Origin of the sequence: Verrucosispora sp. TAA-831, from assembly GCF_050780145.1 — a bacterium.
Lineage (GTDB): Bacteria > Actinomycetota > Actinomycetes > Mycobacteriales > Micromonosporaceae > Micromonospora.
The window spans coordinates 3,991,247-4,007,739 of record NZ_CP192240.1 but is presented as its reverse complement, the minus strand read 5'-3'; the positions used below and the strand labels follow the sequence as shown (position 1 = coordinate 4,007,739).

Below are 16,493 nucleotides of genomic sequence, written 5' to 3'. Positions count from 1 at the left end.
GGGGTCAGCCGCTCAGGCCGTCGACGATCGCGTCGACGTTGAACCGCATCATGTCCAGGTAGGTCGCCGCGTCGCCGTCGGCATCGCCGAGCGATTCCGAGTACAGCCCGACGACGCGTACGGTGATGCCGGCCTCGTCGGCCAGGACCTCGGCCAGGCGTGCCGGTTGCGCGGTGTCGGCGAAGACGGCCGGCACCCGGTGGGTCTCGATGGCGGTGACCAGCGAGGCGAGGTCGGAGGCGCTCGGTGAGGCCAGGGTCGTCCCGCTCGGGATGATCGCGCCGACGACGGTCAGGTCGTAGCGCGCGGCGAGGTAGCCGAACACGTGGTGGTTGGTGACCAGGACGCGGCGTTGCGCCGGCACCCCGGCGAACCGCGCGGCCACCGTCGCGTCCAACTCGCCGACCCGCTTCGCGTACGCCTCGGCGCGCTGCCGGAGGGCGTCGGGGTCCACACCGTCGACGTGCGCGACGATCTCCTCGGTCAGCACCCGCACGGCGGCGACGACGCGGACCGGATCGGTCCAGAAGTGTGGGTCCGGCAGGCCAGCCGCGTCACCGTCCTGATAGTCCATCGGTTCGACCCGCGCGCCGACCTCCACGGTGGGCACCCCCTCGGCCTGCGCCGCCCGCACATGGTGCAGCACGCCCTCCTCCAACCCGAGACCGTTGAAGACGAGCAGGTCGGCCGTCTGCATGGCGTGCGCCTCCCGGGCGGAGACGGCGAACGAGTGCGGGTCGGCGTTCGGCTTCATGAGCACGGTGACCCGAGCGTGGTCGCCGACGATCTCGCTGACGACGTCGCCGAGGATGTTGGTGGTGACCACGATGCGCGTCCGCTCCGGCCCGGTGCAGGCGAGACCGCCGACCATCAGGACGGCCACCGTGGCGAGCGTACCCAGGACTCTGCACACCCTCACCGGCCGACCTCCACCACGAGATCCGGTCGCTCGGTGACCCGCAGCGTCCGGGCGGTCCGCAGCCCGTCGCGATAGTCGATCTCGTGGACGATCCGGGCGGCCGGTTCGGCGAGGTAGGCGCGGTCGACGTCGAGCGTCAGGCTCGCCGCCGGCACGGCCGACCGGGCGAGTTCCCGCCCGGTCTCCAGGTCGTAGCTGACCAGCGTGCCGGTGGTGTCGAGGGCCAGCACCGTACGTCCGTCGGCCGGTGAGGCCGCCGCCACGAGTCGGCGGTCGTCCACCGGCAGGTAGCGCAGGACGGCCTTGGCCGCGTTCACCGACCAGATCCCGGCGCGGTCCGCGACCGCCGCCTCGTTGCTGCGTGGTCGGTATCCGAAGACTCCGGTGGCGACCGGGGTGCGGGGGCTGTCCAGAGTGGTGGCGGTGAGCCGATCACCCTCGTGCCTGACCCGGACGAGACCGTCCGCGCAGGCGATGACCGCGCCGCCGCGCAGCACCGCCGATCCGCGTGGGGCGGCACAGGCGACGTCGAGCCCGCCGGCCGGTTCGCCCCGCTCGTCCATGGACACGATCCGGTCCGCCGGCCGGTCCGGATCGTCGCCGACGGCGACGAGGAGATGCTCCGCGTACGGCACGGCGAGCGCCGTGGCACTGCCGGTGGGGATCGTGGCGAGGCGGGTCACCTGGCCGGCTTCGAGCGCACGCCGGTCGAGCACCGTGACCCTGCCGTCGGTGGTGCCGATGGTGGTGTGGGCCTCGAAGCCGACGACCGTGGTGATCGGCGCATCGAGCGTCAACGAGCCGACCGGACGGGCCGACGCGCGGTAGTGGTGGACGTGGTCGGTGTGGTCGACCGTCCAGACGCCGGTGTCGACGATCTCGACCCGTCGGTCCCCGTCGTCGACGTAGACGAACCGACCGTCCTCCGTGATCCGTTCGGCACCGACGGAGAGGTCGACCCCGCTCTCCGACTCGGTGATCAGGTCGAGCAGGTGCAACCGCTGGCCGCCCCGGGGCGCGTACGCGATGGCCGACTGCGGCTCGGGTGTCTCCTCGGCACCGGCGACGTAGCCGTGCGGTGTCTCCTCGGTCCCCGGTGGATCACCCGACCCGCAGGCGGCCACGGTGAGCGTGAGGCCCAGGGCGAGGACACGGGCCGACAGTCTGTCGGTTCTTGTCACGGACGTCCTTCCAGCGAGGGGGCGGCGACGGGCGCGGGCACCGGGGACCGGAGACGCCGCACCGTGGTGGCGATCCACCGCGCGCCGAGAATGGTGAAGAAGATCAGTACGGTGACGGCCGCGATCGTGGCACCGGCGGCGGTCGCGGCGTACCAGGAGACCCAGAGGCCGACCACGGTGGCCACCGAGCCGATCAGGAAGCTGGTCAGCATCAGGGCGGGCATCCGCCGCGCGACGAGCATGGCCGCTGCCGACGGCGCGATCAGCATGCCGAAGGCGAGCAGTGTGCCGACGACGCTGAAGGCCACCGCCATCGTGATCGTGAGTAGCGCGAGCATCACGGCGTTGGTCAGGTCGGGGCGCAACCCGAGCGTTCGGGCCTTGCGCGGGTCGAAGGTCAGCGCGAGGAACGGCCGGTAGCACGTGACGGTCACCGCCGCGACCACCGCCACCGCGACGCCCAGCATCACCAGGTCCGACCAGCGGATCGCCAGGACGTCGCCGAACAGGAACGCGGTCAGGTCGGTCGCGAACGACCGTGAGTGCGACACGATGATGACTCCGACCGAGAGCATCCCGACGAACAGCAGCCCGATCGTGGTGTCGCGTCCGAACTCGCGGCTGTGCCGGAGCGCGTTGACCCCGGCCGCCATGGCGAACGCGCTGGCGGCGGCACCGACGACGAGGTTCCCGCCGAGGATCGACGCGACCGCCACGCCGGGCAACATGCCGTGGCTCATCGCCTCACCGAGGAAGGTCATCCCTCGGGCGATCACCCAGACGCCGACCAGCGCGCACGCGCCGGCCAGCAGCACGCCGCCGACGAGCGCGCGGACGACGAACGACACCGTGAACGGTTCGACCAGGGACGACATCACCCGACCGACTATACTGAAACGAAAACCGTTGCCGATAAGGGGTTGCTGTGGGTCCCGTCGTCCTGACCGCCGAGAGCGTCGGCTTTCGATACGCCGACGTTCCCGTCCTGCGCCATGTCGACCTGCGCGTCGAACCCGGAGCCGTGATCGCGCTGACCGGCGCCAACGGCTCCGGCAAGAGCACGCTGCTGCACCTGCTGGCCGGCGTCGCGCAGCCCACCGAGGGGCGCGTCCACCGTCGGCCCGGCGCCCGCCTCGCCCTGCTGCCGCAGCGCACCAGCGACATCGACGCCACCCCGCTGACCGTCGCCGAGTGCGTCCAGATCGGGCGCTTCACACCGCGCCGCCGCCTCGGCCGCGACGATCGCGTCGCGGTCGCGCAGATCATGCGGCGACTGGACATCGCGCACCTGGCCCGACATCGGCTGCGCGAACTCTCCGGCGGCCAGCGACAGCGCACGCTCATCGCCCAGGCGCTCGTCCAGGACGCCGACGTCTACCTCCTCGACGAGCCCACCGCCGCCCTCGACACGCCCAGCCGACAGCGGGTCCACGAGCTGCTCGCCGAGCGCGTCGCCACCGGCGCGGCCCTGGTCGTCGCCAGCCACGACCCCGCCGAGACGGCGCTCGCCGACCGCGCCGTCCACCTCGACGGCGGCACGCGCGGCACCGTCGTCACACGGTGACGACCCCTACCCGGCCGCTCAGTGGCCCTTGGTCACGTCCAGTCCCCTCGGGGTCAGGGCGAACACCACGACCACCGACACCAGCATGATCGCGGCACCGATGCCGCCGACCAGCATCAGCCCACGGGTGAACGCCTCCTGCGCCTGGGCGGCGGCTGCGGCCCCGGCCGGACCGAGGCCCTCCAGGACGTGCAGGGCGCCGCCGAGGGACTCCTGGGCCACCCCCACCTGCTCGGCAGTCAGCCCTGCGGCGGCCAGCTCCGAGGCCGGGAGTTCGGCGCGGTACCACGCCGCCGCAGTGCTGCCCAACACGGCCACGCCCAGCACCGCGCCCAGTTCGTAGGAGGTCTCCTCGATGGCGGCGGCGCTGCCCGCGTGCTCGGCCGGGGTCCCGGACATGATGATCGCCGAGGCGATGGCCAGCGAGCCCATCCCGGCCCCGAGCAGGGCCAGGAAGACCCCGACCGGGGTGTACCCGAGTGGCTCGGGGGCCACCGCCAGGACCGCGAAACCCAGACCCGTCAACGCCAGGCCCCCGACCAGGACGGTACGGGCACCGATGCGCTGGGCCAGCGCCGGTGCCAGCGGCGAGACGACCGTCGCGGCGACGGCCAGCGGCAGCAACGCGACACCAGCCTGCAACGGCGACATGCCCCGGACGAGTTGGAGCCACTGGGCCGAGAGCAGCAGTGCCGACCCCATGGCCAGCATGGTGAACAGCGCCGCCAGCGTGCCGGCCGTGAACGAGGGGACACCGAACAGGCGTACCCGCAGCAGCGGCGAGTCGCTGCGCAGGCACCGCAGCACGAACCACACCAGCAGGGCGAGTCCCGCCGTCAGCGCCGTCAGCGCCAGCAGGTCGGTCGGTCCCTCCTTGGCGATGCGCTTGATGCCCCACACCAGGGCGGTCATGCCCGCGATGGACAGGGCGGTGGCCAGCGCGTCCCAGCGGCCCGGGTTCGGGTTGCGGGCCTCCGGCAACAGCAGCACCGCCGCGACGATCGCCGCGACCATCCAGGGCACGTTCAGCAGGAACGCCGCCTGCCAGGCGAAGTGCTCCAGGAGCACGCCACCCACGATCGGTCCCACGGCCGCGCCCAGGGAGGCCACCGCCGCCCAGATGCCGAGCGCCTTGGCGCGTTCGGCCGGATCGGTGAACAGGCTGCGGATCATCGACAGGGTCGCCGGCATGATCATCGCGCCACCCACGCCCAGCAGGGCGCGAACGGCGATCACCATCGGAGCCGACTCGGCCACCAGGACCAGCAGGGACGCGCCACCGAAGACCGAGAATCCGGTCAGGAGCATCCGCTTGCGCCCCCACCGGTCGCCCAGCGTGCTCATGCTGACCAGCAACCCGGCGAGGACCAGCGAGTAGATGTCGACGATCCACAACTGCTGGGCGGCGGTCGGCGACAGCGCCGCGGCCATGTCGGGCAGCGCGACGTTGAGGATGGTCATGTCCATGACCACCACCAGCAGGCTGGTGGAGAGCACGGCCAGGGCGGCCCACCGGCGTCGGGCGGACAGGTGCCCGGCAGTGGCCCCGGGTGCGTCGGAGGTGTGCGTCGTACTCACTGGTCCTCCGGGAGGGACGTGCCCATCAGGGCGGTGATGGCCATGCGCAGGGCCCGCTCGTCGACGGGCCGGTCGTGCAGCAGGGTGTAGAGGATGACGCCGTCCAGGTAGAGGGCGGTGGCCTGGGCGGCCTCCGGGGTGGCGTACGCCGAGAGGATCTCGGTCATGCCCCGGATCCAGCGCTGGGCGTACGGACGCAACTCGGGCTGCTGGACGCCGGCGTAGTAGAGCAGGTTCTCGGCCTGTAGTCGCGCGTGGTCGCTCAGGTAGTCCATGAACAGCGCGGCGAGACCCTCGGCGCTTCCCCGGCAGGCGTGCACGGCCGCCGCGACCTGCCGGATCTCCTCGTCGGCCTGGGCGACGACGACCTCCAACGCGCTCGTGCGCAGGTCGTCCAGGGAGTCGAAGTAGTAGGTGGTGGCGCCCAGCGGCACCTGGGCCAGCTCGGCCACCCGGCGGTGGGTCAGCGCCTCCCAGCCGTTGTCGATCATCTCTTTCGCGGCGACGTCGAGCATCGCGCGCCGCCGTCCCTCGGGGTCCCGGCGAGAGGTCACGGGCGCTCCCGGTGTGCGGGTCGTCCGGTGGTCATGCGTGACTCCTCGTTCTGGTACGTCCGTACAAGTACAAACGTACTAGACGGCACGCGCCTGTCGGCGTGACCCGCGTCACCGCGCCCGGGCCGTGCGGGAAAGGAAGGGCCCCCTGCTAACGCCTGGTGTATTGCAAGGGTCCCTTCCTTGCATCCGGTCGGCCTCGGAAAGAATGCCGCAATCATCGATAAGCATCATTGCATTGTGCTGTGTTCAAGTGATGGCGAGCGGCGTTTCTCCTGCTCAACTGAGGTTGACAGCAAGAATTGTCCGGCACGGCGCGGGCGAGATCGTGGCCGCGATCGCCGCCCGGGTGCCGGTGGTCGACCTGCGGATCGACGAGCCCTCGATCGAGGACGTGGTCCGCCGGGCGTACGCGGGCGAACTCGGTCAGCCGACGGTGGGAAGACCGACATGAGGGCGTACCGGACGCTGGCCCGGACGGCCTGGTCGACGGTCCTGGTCTACCGGGGCGAGTTCCTGCTCCAAGTCGCCGGGGTCGCGGTGCAGACCGTGGCGCTGTTCGCGGTGTGGCGCGCGTTGTTCGCCGCCGACCCCGGCGGCGAGATGGCCGGCCTGACCTGGGAACAGATGAAGGCGTACCTCTTCGTCGCCTTCCTGGCCGGCACCCTGCTGTCCAGCTTCACCGACGGGCAGGTCGCCCTGCGGGTGCTGGACGGCTCGGTCGCCATCGACCTGCTCCGCCCGATCGACTACCAGGTGGCCCGGTTCGCCGAGACGATCGGCTATCTCGTCGGCGAACTGCTGGTGGTCGCGGTGATGCCGACGGGGTCGGTGCGCCGCTCGACCCACACCACGGTGGACGGCCGGGCCTCGTCGTTGCTCATGGGCATCATTGTGGTGCGCCATCGTGGCGACTGTCAGGTCGGCACGCGGCATCCGGTCGCGATCCCGGCCCATCGACCGGCGTGGCCGATCGGGCCGCAGAATGCGGCCCAGGGTCATCGGCTGCCCTGGTACGTACACCCATTCGTTCTCGCCACGCCGGCACCGATGGGGAGATCGGTGACCGGACGTCGATGCGATTCATGCACCACCGGTTAATGGCCCGTCACGGTGCGCGTGCCCCGGCTGTGCAGAGGCTTCACCGCACCGGTACGAGCGTTTCGTCCAACCGCGCGAGATGAGTCGTGCGGGCGGTCAGCGACCGGCTTTCGCGTGGTACTCGTCCACGATCTCCTGCGGAATCCGGCCCCGGTCGGAGATGTCCTTACCGGCCTTCTTGGCCCACTCCCGGATCGCCTTGTTCTGCTCCCGGTCGGTGCTGGCGGAACCCTGACCACGAGCAGCCCGGCCGCCCACGACCACGCCGCCGCGCCCCACCTTCGTGCCGTGGGCGACGTAGGAGGCGAAGGCTTCCCGCAACTTCGCGGCATTGCTGCTGGACAGGTCGATCTCGTACTGCACGCCGTCGAGAGAGAACTTCACGGTCTCGTCGGCGTCGCCACCGTCCAGGTCGTCGACCAGCTTATGAATGATCTGCTTAGCCACGTCTGAGCACATTCCCTTCCAGTGAGGACAGTTCCACGAACGTGGTAGTCACAATAGCGCCTGCGTTACTTGCCGCGTCAACGGGATCCGCATAACGGCCCAGGTATTGACCGATCCGATCGCCCGGGTGGATCTGCCCGGCCCGAGAGGGCCGAAAATGTGCGGTGCGGTAAGTGGACGGCGACTATGTGTCGCGGCGAAGGGTGGCCGACCACCCGCCGCCGCGCGATTCGGGGCTCCGGCCGGGGCCGGGACGGTGCTCGCCCGACGCGGCCCCGGCCCGTCGTGAGCGATTGCGGCCCGGGCGGGTGCGGTCCACGCCGTCCGGGCCGCAATCGACGCGGTCGACGGCGGTGCGCGGTTCCGGTGCGGTTCCGGTCCGCCGGGTCGCTGCCGCCGCGCGATCGGCAGGCATTACCCCGATCTCGCCCGACGGCGTCCGGGGAATCGTTCGCGGAACGGTCGGCCGAGTCGGCGGGGCGAATTCGTGGGAGCGCCATTTTCGACTGCGTTCGACACCGGACGCACCGCTGCTCCGGTCCGGAAGTGGTCCGGGCCGGAGCAGCGGCGTAATTGCCGACCTTACGGATCAGACGATGTTGATGTCGCTGCACCACATGTAGGTCTGGTCCATGTGCGACGCCTTCCAGATCACGAAGAGGACGTGCTGTCCGCTACGGCCGGAGGTCGAGACGTTGAACGAGATGTTCTGCGTCGGCGCGTACCGCCCGGTCGTCTGGATCAGGTCGATGTTTCCCCACCCGACCTGCTGGGTGGCCGGGTTGAACCCCTGCCGGGTCAGGTACACCCGGAAGAAGTCGGCGCCGTGGCTGGCCTGGTCGTAGAACTGGAGCGTGAAGCTGCGGCTGACGGTGGTCGCCTTCCAGGCGCCCGGCTGGTTCAGGGCGTTGTTCCGGGAGAGGGCGTTGCTGCACAGTTGACCGTCGGGCGTACGGGCCTGGAACTGCCCACCCAGGCCGTCCCGCAACTGGCTCATCCAGTTCCACATGGTGTCGGGGTTGGCCTGGAAGGCCCGGTAGCACATCGGGTCCTGCGTCTGCATGGCCGGATCCATGTGCCGGTGGCCCCAGTTCTGCCAACACTGGTAGGCGCGGGTCGCCGGGTTGATCACGGTGCCGTGGGCCTGGGCGGCACCGGCCCAGGGCAGCATCGCGACGACCATGGTGAGCGCCAGGGCGAGCGCCTGAAGAGGTCGGTGGACGACCGACCGGGATTGAGGGGGGTGGTGTGAACGCACGGTGCATCCTCCGTTCCGAGCGCTCCGGGGGACGGTGTGGGAGCGCTTCCAACGAGTGTTGCATCGAGGGTACCCTATATCAATGATCGTCTATTGATTTTCGGAACCGCACCATTCACCCGGCACGACGAACTCGTCGATCGTGTCGCCGCTCATCTCGTGTCGTACGGGGAATCGGATCTCTGCGCCGTCCGCGTCGGTCCCGGGACTCCGACTCCATGGCACCGTCGACTGACCTTCCACTCAGTCGCCGCCGTCCCCGGCACGGGGGTGGCGGCAGGGCCACGCCCGGTGAGCGGGTGCGTCGTCCCGTAGGTTTGGCGGTGCGGCAACGGGAACCACGGCGAGGGGCGGAGCACACATCATGACGGCGGTATCGGGTCGACGGCCTGCTGCTGTGGGTCCGGCGGTGACCACGCCCGCGGCAGAGGACGACCTGCGTACGTTGTTCGGCCAGTCCATCGCCGTGTTCGCCGCGCTGGCCGGGCCGACGCACGTGCTGGAGGCCGCGAACCCGGCGTTCTTCACCACGATCGGCCAGGAACGCGCACGCACCGGGGTCCCACTGGCGGACCTGATGCCCGAACTCGCCGGTCAGGGCTTCATCGACCTGCTGGACCAGGTCTACCGCGCGGGGGAGTCCTACACCGGACGTGACGTCCGGGTCGAGCTGGGCACCGGCCCGCAGGCCCGGGAGACCTTCTTCGACTTCACCTACGAACCACGCCGCGACACCGACGGTACGGTGATCGGCATCCGGGTGATCGGCGTGGAGACCACCCAGGTCAAGCATGCCCAGTGGCTGATGGCCGAACATCGCGCCCTGCTGGAGCAGATCGCCCGACAGGCACCCCTGACCGAGGTGCTCGACGGGATGGCCCGCTGCATCGAGAACCTCGCTCCGCAGGAGGTGCTCGTCTCGGTCCTGCTCGCCGACACCGACGGCCGGCACCTGCGCCACGGGGCGGCACCAAGCCTGCCGGACTTCTACAACCAGGCCATCGACGGCATCGCCACCGGCGAGGGTGTGGGTTCCTGTGGCACCGCGGCCCACCGGCGGCAGCCGGTCGTCGTCACCGACATCGCGACCGACCCGTTCTGGAGCGACTTCCGCGAGTTGGCCGACCGGGCCGGGCTGGCCGCCTGCTGGTCCACGCCGATCCTGGCCCGTGACGGCGGACTGCTCGGCACCTTCGCCATGTACCACCGCGTTCCGCGCGTCCCGCAGGACACCGACCTCGCCATCGCCCGGCTCTTCGCCGGCACCGCGGCACTGGCCATCGAACGCCACCACATCGAGCAGGCGCAGAAGGCCGCCGAGGAGCGCGCCGCGGCAGCCCACGACGAACTGGCCAAGGCGGTACGCGCCGAGCGCGAACTCCGCGCCGAGGCCGAGCAGCGCGCCGCCGCCGCTGCCGAACTCAACGCCCGGATGCGGTCCGCCGCCGCCGCACAGGTCGCGGTGCCGCACCCCGATCACTGCCAGCTCGGCGGCACGGCCGGATGCGCCGAACCGGCCGAGATCAAGATCGCCGACTCCTGGGGCGACGCCGCGTGGGGCTGCCCCGCCCACGTCGAGGAAGCCATCATCAACGTCCGTTCGGTGTTCATCGCCAACGAGGAGCTCGGTGGTCTGGCCGCCTACCTGGCCCGCTGACCCCTGTCGGACCGGAACGACGCCGGCACCGACGACGGCGCGCGGCAGGCGGTGTGGGATGGGCCGACGGCAACCATCGCGCGCCGCCATCGCGGACCACCTCGCCCCGACCCTGCGGGCGTACACGCTCACCGTCGATCCGGCCCGGTGGGTGACCCTGGCGTTGCCGCCGGACCGCTACTGGCAGGAGCGCGCCGCGCTGCCCTGGATCTGAGGCCGTCGAACGCCACGAGCTGAATACCGCGGTCGGCGCCGTGACGTCAGCTCCCGCCCCGGGATCGACGCGGATAGCCGCCGGTCGACCGGCCCGCGACGAAGGTGATGGCCGTCACAGTGATCCGGGACCCGATCGTGGTCCGCCCATCGTCTTACCCGGTGTGAGTACCGGCATGGACGCGGCGGACGAGGGCGAACTCGTGCGGCGCGTCGCCTGCGGAGATCGGCGGGCCTTCGACGAACTGTATCGGCGCACCGCGCCGTGGCTGGAGGTGCGGCTGCGCCGCCGGTGCGCCGACCCCGACGTCGTCGCCGAGGTTCTCCAGGACACCTATCTCACGGTCTGGCGGGCCTCGGGCACCTTCGCCGGAGTCCGGACCGGAGGGGGCGGGGCGCGGGGGACCGCCGTGGGCTGGCTGTGGACCATCGCCGCCCACCGACTGGTCGACGCGTTCCGTCGTCGGGCCCGCACGGCGCGACTGCCGCAGGTGCCACTGATGCCGACCACGGCACCCGCCGCCGAGGACGAGGTGATGGCGGCGCGGATCGGACAGGAACTCGAACAGGCGCTGCTCACGCTGCCGCCCGAGGTCCGGGCCGCCCTGCGCGCCACCGTCCTGGACGGCCTCTCGCCGCGAGAGGCGTCCGTGCTGCTGGGGGTACCCGAGAACACCGTCAAGTCCCGTGTCCGCCGGGCCCGCATCGCGCTCCGGGAGGCCCTGTCATGACCCCCCATCCGACCCTCACCCAGATCGAGCGGTACGCCACCGCCGACCCCCGCCTCGACGAGCCCAGCGTCTGGGCCATCGAGGTGCACCTGGAGGACTGCGCCGACTGCCGGGCCCGGCTGGCCGGCAGCACCACCGTCGACACGCGTACCGTCCTCGCCCAGGTCGCCGCCACCCTGGACCGGGAGATCGCCGCGTCCCCGGCCCCGGCCGCCCGCAGCCGGTCCTGGACGGTGCTGCGCCGCCGCTGGCTGGCCGGCACGCTCGTCCCCTGGCTGGCCATGACCGCCGCGGTACTCGCCTGCGCCGTCCTGCTCAGCGAGTTGTGGACCGAGTTGCCGTCGCTGGTGCTGCTGCTCGCGCCGCTGGCCCCGTTGCCCGGCGTCGCGGTCGCCTGGCACCGGCGGGCCGATCCCGCCTGGGAACTGATCGCCACCACCCCCGGCGCCGGCCTGACCACCCTGCTGCGACGCACCGCGACGGTGCTGGTGGTCGTCATCCCACCCCTCGCGCTCGCCGGCTACGGCACCGGCGTGCCACCGGCGCTGACGCTGTTGCCCTGCCTGACGTTCACCGCCGCCACGCTGGCGCTGGGCAGTCTCGTCGGCGTCCGTCGGGCCGCGATCGGACTGGTCGCGGTATGGACGCTCGCGGTGATCACACCCAGCATCGCCGCCGCCCGTACGCCACTGGTGCTGACCGAGGAGAGCACCGGCATCTGGGCACTGACCACGGTCGCCCTGACCCTCACCGCGCTGCTGCGGGCCGACGGGCTCCGACGACTCGCCCAGCAGTAACACCTTTCCGCCCACCGGACGCGCGACGCCGCGTCCCGCTCCACCGACCCCGAACGAAGGAGGATGCCGATGCGTGCCCTGAGCGCGGCCGAAACGGCCGTCACCACCCATCCCTGGGCTGTCCACGCGGAGGGACTGCGGGTCCGCGCCGGACGACGCCTGGCCGTCGACGGCCTCGACCTGGCCCTGAACATCGGGGTCCACGGACTGCTCGGCCCCAACGGCGCCGGGAAGACCACGCTGATGCGGTCCCTGGCCACCGTCCTCGCGCCGGCCGCCGGGCGTCTGACGCTGCTCGGACACCCGGTCGACGGCCGCGCCGACCTGCGGGCGGTGCGCCGTGGCCTGGGCTACCTGCCGCAGCACTTCGGCTTCTACCCGCGCTTCACCGTGCGGGAGTTCGTCGGATACATGGCGTGGCTCAAGGAGATGCCCAAGGCCGCGATCCCTGCGGCGGTCCAGCGGGCCGTCGACCGGGTCGGCCTGACCGACCGGGCCGACGCCCGGCTCAAGACCCTCTCCGGCGGTATGCTGCGCCGCGCCGGCATCGCCCAGGCCATCGTCAACGACCCACAACTCCTGCTGCTCGACGAGCCCACCGTCGGCCTCGACCCGGAACAACGACTCGACTTCCGCGAACTGCTGCGCGACCTCGGCACCGACAGTTGCGTCCTGGTCTCCACCCACATGGTCGAGGACGTGGCGGCGGCCTGCACCGACGTGGTCATGATCAACGAGGGGCGCCTGGTCTGGCAGGGCACCGCCGAGGCGCTCAGCGCCCAGGGCGACCAGAGCCACCCGGGCGACAGCCCGACCGAGCGCGGCTATTCCGCCGTCCTGCGCCGGCACCGGGCGGAGGCCGCCCGATGAGCATCCTGGGAGTCGAACTCCGCCGCTCCGCCGCGCTCGGTGCCGCGCTGATCACCGTGCTCGCCGGGATCGGCGCACTCTATGTCGCCCCGGCCCGCTGGTCCGGCGGCTGGATGTCGCTGGCTCTCATCACCCGCGAGTACCTGCTGCTGATGTGGCCGTTGGCGCTGGCCGCCGGTGCCTGGCAGGGCCGTCGGGAACACCGGTCGAACGTCGGCGAACTCTTCGGCACCACCGCCCGGCCCCGCGCCCAGCGGATGGTGCCCGTCCTCGGCGCGATGGCCCTCACCCTCGGCACCGCCTACCTGCTGGTGACCGTGGCGGGTGCCGCCCGGATCGCCACCAGCGCCGGCTATCTGCCCCTGCTCGGCTTCGCCGTCGTCACCGGCGTCGGCGTGCTGTCCCTGATCGCCGCGGCCTGGCTCGGTCTGGGGATCGGGCGTCTGCTACCCGCTCCGGCGACCGCGCCCGCGTTGGGCGTGGCCGGTGTCCTGCTCGTGTCGGTCAGCATGTTCCTCCGACCGGACTGGCTGGCCGCAGCGGTGTCACCGATCTATGGCACGAGCCAGTTCCACGCCTATCAGACGATCGACAACCGGGTCAGCGGTGCGGTGGCGATCTGGCTGGCCCTGCTCGCCGTCGCCGGACTGATCCTGTTCGTCGCCGGTGGCTGGCGGGCCCGTACGGCGGCGCTGGTGCCGGTGCTGCTCGGGCTCGCCGCGGCAGTGGCGGTCGTGCCCCGGGACCCGGCCGTGCTCGACGCGCCGGTCGACCCGGTCGCCCGGGAACTGGTGTGCACCGACGACGCCCCGACGGTGTGCGTGAGCCGGGTCAACACCAGGGTCCTCGACGACCTGACCCCGCTGGCCCGTGAAGGTCTGGCGGCGTTGGCGAAACTCCCGGACGCCCCGACCGCCGTGCACGAGGACACCGCCACGTACGGGCACGGCGAGGCCACGCCGTCCCGCGACGACGTCGTCGAGGTGCCGGTCCGGATCGACAGGTACGGCGGACTCGCGCACCCGGGCGTCGTGGCCGTCGAGGTCGTCCGAGGGCTGGGCGTCCCCATCGACCTCGAATGCCGGCAACACCACGAGGCGGTCGAACGGGCGGCGGCGTACTGGCTGCTGGGCCGCGAGCCGCAGTCCGACGTCGGGCTCATCCCCGGCATGATCCAGGAGAACCCCGAACTCAACGCCGAGGCGCTCGCCCTGTGGCACGGGCTGCGCGAGGTCTCCGCCGACGAGGCTCTGGCCCGGGTGACGGCGGTCCGTGACGCCAAACGCGCCTGCGAGGACCCGACGGGACTGCTGTCCCGGAGCCCCCGGTGACCTGGACGCTGCTCTACCTGCGCTCCCGGCGCGTACCCCTGGCCCTGGCCGTGGCCCTCGGCGGCGCGGCGGTGATCTGGACGCTGTGGCTGACCATCGCCGACCAACGGGACGTCGCCCCGACGACGGTCGTCCTGACGGTCCTGCTGATGGTCGCGGTGCTCTCGGCCACCCTGGCCGCCCCCGACGAGCACCTGGACCGGACCGCCTCGGTGCGGTGGCCGCCACGGCGCGCGGCACACCTGCTGGCCGGTCTGCTGGTGGTCCTGCTGGTCCTGCTCGCCACCCGCTACACCGGGGCCCGCTTCGGGCCGGCCACGCTGGTGTTCCGCGACGCCACCGGCCTGCTCGGACTGACGGCGCTGTGCGCGACGGTGGTGGGTGCCGGTCGATCGTGGTTCCTGCCGCTCGGCTGGACCGCCGTCGCGGTCATGTATCCCCTGGAGGGCACCAGGGGAGCGGTGCTGACCTGGCAGGCCCAACCCACCGACAGCACCGCCGCGACGGTGACGGCGGCGGTGCTGGCCCTCGGCGGGCTGATCGCCTACTCGCTGGCCGGCCCGGCCCGCAGGGAAGCCACCGAGTCGATTCCCTGAGGCGTTACAGGAATCGGCAAGCCATTGATATTCTTCGAGCAGATCCAGTTCGTGCCGCTCGTCATGGAGGTCGTCATGCGCCTGCGCCGCACGGTCGTGTCCCTCGTCCTGCTGGCCGCCGCCGGGGTGGTCGCCACCCTCGGTCTCGACCAGGCCCAGGAGATCTCGCACCTGGCGGGATTCACCTGGTCCAACTGACCCGACCGCACCTGCTCGTGATCGTGGACCTCCGACGATCGCGAGCAGGTGCGTGTGTCACCGGTCCGGTGCACCCGGGGTGCGAGGCGACCGGGTCACCGCCACGGTGAGCGCCGTGGACAGGCAGACGGAGGCGCGGGCGATGGGCATCAGCATGACGCCGGAGCAGCATCCGCGGGTCAGTGGCGCGCAGTTGTACGAGTCGATCGGGTCCGCGTACCCGGCGACGCGGCGCACCGAGCCGCGCATCGCCGCACGGGTCTGGGAAGCCCTCGGTGACGCCCGCACGGTGCTCAACGTCGGGGCGGGCACCGGCTCGTACGAGCCCACCGATCGTGAGGTCACCGCGGTGGAACCCTCGGCGATCATGAGGGCGCAACGTCCCGTGGACGCGGCACCGTGCGTGGCCGCCAGCGCGGAGAACCTGCCTTTCGAGAACGGGGCGTTCGACGCCGCGCTGGCCTTCAGCACCGTCCACCACTGGCACGACCCGATCGCCGGGCTGCGCGAGATGCGGCGGGTGGCCCGTCGCGTCGTGGTGTTCACGCACGACGCCAGTGACACCGGTTGGCGTCAGCGGTTCTGGCTCAGCCGGGACTACCTGCCCGAGGTCGCCGGCCTGGTGGTCGGCCGCCCCTCGGTGGACGAACTGGCCCGCGCCATCGGGGCCCGCACGGAGCCGGTGCTCGTCCCGTGGGACTGCGCCGACGGCTTCTTCGAGGCGTACTGGCGCCGACCCGAGGCGTACCTGGAGGAGCAGGTCCGCCGGGCGGTGTCGGTGTGGACCCGGGTCGGGCCGGCGGCCGAGCAGCGCGCCGTACGCGCTCTCCGGCAGGACCTGTCCTCGGGCCGGTGGGCCGAACGCAACCGCGAACTCACCGACCTCGACGCCGCCGAACTGGGCCTGCGGCTTCTCGTGGCCTGAGGCTCACCACCCGGAGTGGGGATCGCTCAGGTCGCGGTGAAGACGACCGCGCGTCCGGCGGCGGCGGCGCGCTCGTAGAGGGCTGTGATCTCGGTGAAGCCGTCCCAGGTGTACGCGAAGTCCGCGTCGTCCTGGGCACCGAGGTAACTCGGGTCGTCGACTGCGTCGAACCGTCGGCGCAGCCACGCCGGTTGGACCTCGCGCAGGGCGTCGGCGACATCCCGCACCTCGGCGGCGCTGACGTAGACGACGTAGTACTGGTCGTGCAGGTGCCGCCCGCCGAGCACCGCGTGGGACAACGGGTACGTGCCGGCGTCCGGGTCGAGGGTGCCGTCGGTCAGGCAGCGGTGGACGGCGTCCCACGCCTTGTCGGTGTCCGCCGTCAACTCGCCGTCGGTCCACGACTCCTCGATGCCTTCGAGGATGTCACCCACACCGCCGCTGTCGCCTCGATCGGCGGCCACGAGCAGTGCGCGTTCCGTGTCCGCCGCGACGGCGAAATGCACTCCCAACATCCCGGGATCGTACGGGGGCACCGCACCGTCCCCGGTCGGTGCGGCGGGTGGGCACCCG

General features: G+C 71.7%; 19 protein-coding genes and 1 pseudogene. 12 read left to right on the top strand and 8 right to left on the bottom strand.

From position 1 onward, the window contains the following. Window positions 1-4: 4 nt before the first annotated feature. The 3 genes from aztC to aztB are packed head-to-tail and all read right to left on the bottom strand — an operon-like array spanning window position 5 to window position 2,975. Entirely contained in the window at window positions 5-883 is an 879-nt protein-coding gene (aztC, locus tag ACQVFL_RS18020) for a zinc ABC transporter substrate-binding protein AztC (protein WP_431727073.1), read from the bottom strand. A 32-nt stretch (window positions 884-915) separates the two neighbouring features. After that, window positions 916-2,100: a hypothetical protein gene (locus ACQVFL_RS18015; RefSeq protein WP_396694635.1), complete on the bottom strand. Its 1,185-nt coding sequence runs from the start codon at window positions 2,098-2,100 to the stop codon at window positions 916-918. Beyond that, entirely contained in the window at window positions 2,097-2,975 is an 879-nt protein-coding gene (aztB, locus tag ACQVFL_RS18010) for a zinc ABC transporter permease AztB (RefSeq protein WP_431729844.1), read from the bottom strand. Before aztB ends, ACQVFL_RS18015 begins: the two co-directional genes overlap by 4 nt. A 50-nt stretch (window positions 2,976-3,025) precedes the next feature. Between aztB and aztA the strand changes: the two genes are divergently transcribed. Continuing rightward, entirely contained in the window at window positions 3,026-3,664 is a 639-nt protein-coding gene (aztA, locus tag ACQVFL_RS18005; protein WP_396694637.1) for a zinc ABC transporter ATP-binding protein AztA, read from the top strand. A gap of 18 nt (window positions 3,665-3,682) precedes the next feature. Here aztA and ACQVFL_RS18000 read toward each other — a convergent pair whose 3' ends face one another. Both ACQVFL_RS18000 and ACQVFL_RS17995 read right to left on the bottom strand, forming a co-directional pair. Then, the gene (locus ACQVFL_RS18000; RefSeq protein WP_431727072.1) at window positions 3,683-5,242 is read right to left on the bottom strand and encodes an MFS transporter; all 1,560 of its coding nucleotides are present in this window, start codon (window positions 5,240-5,242) and stop codon (window positions 3,683-3,685) included. Beyond that, window positions 5,239-5,796 carry a TetR/AcrR family transcriptional regulator gene (locus tag ACQVFL_RS17995; RefSeq protein ID WP_431727071.1) on the bottom strand — a complete coding sequence of 186 codons (558 nt, stop codon included), beginning with the start codon at window positions 5,794-5,796 and terminating at the stop codon, window positions 5,239-5,241. Before ACQVFL_RS17995 ends, ACQVFL_RS18000 begins: the two co-directional genes overlap by 4 nt. A gap of 289 nt (window positions 5,797-6,085) precedes the next feature. Here ACQVFL_RS17995 and ACQVFL_RS17990 point away from each other — a divergent pair, with 289 nt between their 5' ends. Together ACQVFL_RS17990 and ACQVFL_RS17985 are read left to right on the top strand one after the other, a co-directional pair. Further along, on the top strand, window positions 6,086-6,250 hold the full coding sequence (locus ACQVFL_RS17990) for a hypothetical protein (RefSeq protein ID WP_431727070.1): 165 nt from the start codon (window positions 6,086-6,088) through the stop codon (window positions 6,248-6,250). Beyond that, the gene (locus ACQVFL_RS17985; protein ID WP_431727069.1) at window positions 6,247-6,897 is read left to right on the top strand and encodes an ABC-2 family transporter protein; all 651 of its coding nucleotides are present in this window, start codon (window positions 6,247-6,249) and stop codon (window positions 6,895-6,897) included. The genes ACQVFL_RS17990 and ACQVFL_RS17985 overlap by 4 nt, the downstream gene beginning before the upstream one ends. A gap of 96 nt (window positions 6,898-6,993) precedes the next feature. On the opposite strand, the gene ACQVFL_RS17980 is transcribed toward ACQVFL_RS17985, so the two are convergent. Together ACQVFL_RS17980 and ACQVFL_RS17975 are read right to left on the bottom strand one after the other, a co-directional pair. Further along, window positions 6,994-7,344, bottom strand: a complete 351-nt coding sequence (locus ACQVFL_RS17980; RefSeq protein WP_131053450.1) for a histone-like nucleoid-structuring protein Lsr2 — start codon at window positions 7,342-7,344, stop codon at window positions 6,994-6,996. Between the two features lie 589 nt (window positions 7,345-7,933). Next, a complete protein-coding gene (locus tag ACQVFL_RS17975) occupies window positions 7,934-8,527 on the bottom strand; it encodes a lytic polysaccharide monooxygenase auxiliary activity family 9 protein (protein ID WP_431727068.1) in 594 nt (197 codons plus the stop codon). A 484-nt stretch (window positions 8,528-9,011) separates the two neighbouring features. On the opposite strand from ACQVFL_RS17975, the gene ACQVFL_RS17970 reads away from it, so the two are divergent. The 9 genes and pseudogenes from ACQVFL_RS17970 to ACQVFL_RS17930 form a co-directional block, all read left to right on the top strand. Then, a complete protein-coding gene (locus ACQVFL_RS17970) occupies window positions 9,012-10,259 on the top strand; it encodes a GAF domain-containing protein (protein ID WP_396694651.1) in 1,248 nt (415 codons plus the stop codon). A gap of 58 nt (window positions 10,260-10,317) precedes the next feature. Further along, window positions 10,318-10,473, top strand: coding sequence for a hypothetical protein (locus ACQVFL_RS17965; RefSeq protein WP_431727067.1), 156 nt, complete (start codon window positions 10,318-10,320; stop codon window positions 10,471-10,473). Window positions 10,474-10,648: 175 nt separating this feature from the next. Next, on the top strand, window positions 10,649-11,203 hold the full coding sequence (locus tag ACQVFL_RS17960; RefSeq protein WP_396694807.1) for an RNA polymerase sigma factor: 555 nt from the start codon (window positions 10,649-10,651) through the stop codon (window positions 11,201-11,203). After that, on the top strand, window positions 11,200-12,000 hold the full coding sequence (locus tag ACQVFL_RS17955; protein ID WP_431727066.1) for a hypothetical protein: 801 nt from the start codon (window positions 11,200-11,202) through the stop codon (window positions 11,998-12,000). Before ACQVFL_RS17960 ends, ACQVFL_RS17955 begins: the two co-directional genes overlap by 4 nt. Before the next feature lie 69 nt (window positions 12,001-12,069). Further along, a complete protein-coding gene (locus ACQVFL_RS17950; RefSeq protein ID WP_396694657.1) occupies window positions 12,070-12,870 on the top strand; it encodes an ABC transporter ATP-binding protein in 801 nt (266 codons plus the stop codon). Then, window positions 12,867-14,201, top strand: a complete 1,335-nt coding sequence (locus ACQVFL_RS17945; protein ID WP_431727065.1) for a hypothetical protein — start codon at window positions 12,867-12,869, stop codon at window positions 14,199-14,201. Before ACQVFL_RS17950 ends, ACQVFL_RS17945 begins: the two co-directional genes overlap by 4 nt. Beyond that, complete coding sequence (locus tag ACQVFL_RS17940; RefSeq protein ID WP_431727064.1) at window positions 14,198-14,797, top strand: hypothetical protein; 600 nt, start codon at window positions 14,198-14,200, stop codon at window positions 14,795-14,797. Before ACQVFL_RS17945 ends, ACQVFL_RS17940 begins: the two co-directional genes overlap by 4 nt. Window positions 14,798-14,821: 24 nt before the next feature. Continuing rightward, window positions 14,822-14,995: a hypothetical protein gene (locus ACQVFL_RS17935; protein WP_396694663.1), complete on the top strand. Its 174-nt coding sequence runs from the start codon at window positions 14,822-14,824 to the stop codon at window positions 14,993-14,995. A gap of 88 nt (window positions 14,996-15,083) precedes the next feature. Further along, window positions 15,084-15,920: pseudogene (locus ACQVFL_RS17930) on the top strand (class I SAM-dependent methyltransferase); the annotation flags it as partial. A 26-nt stretch (window positions 15,921-15,946) separates the two neighbouring features. Here the strand turns inward: ACQVFL_RS17930 and ACQVFL_RS17925 are convergent. Then, window positions 15,947-16,435, bottom strand: coding sequence for a DUF1877 family protein (locus ACQVFL_RS17925; RefSeq protein ID WP_396694665.1), 489 nt, complete (start codon window positions 16,433-16,435; stop codon window positions 15,947-15,949). Window positions 16,436-16,493: the final 58 nt, after the last annotated feature.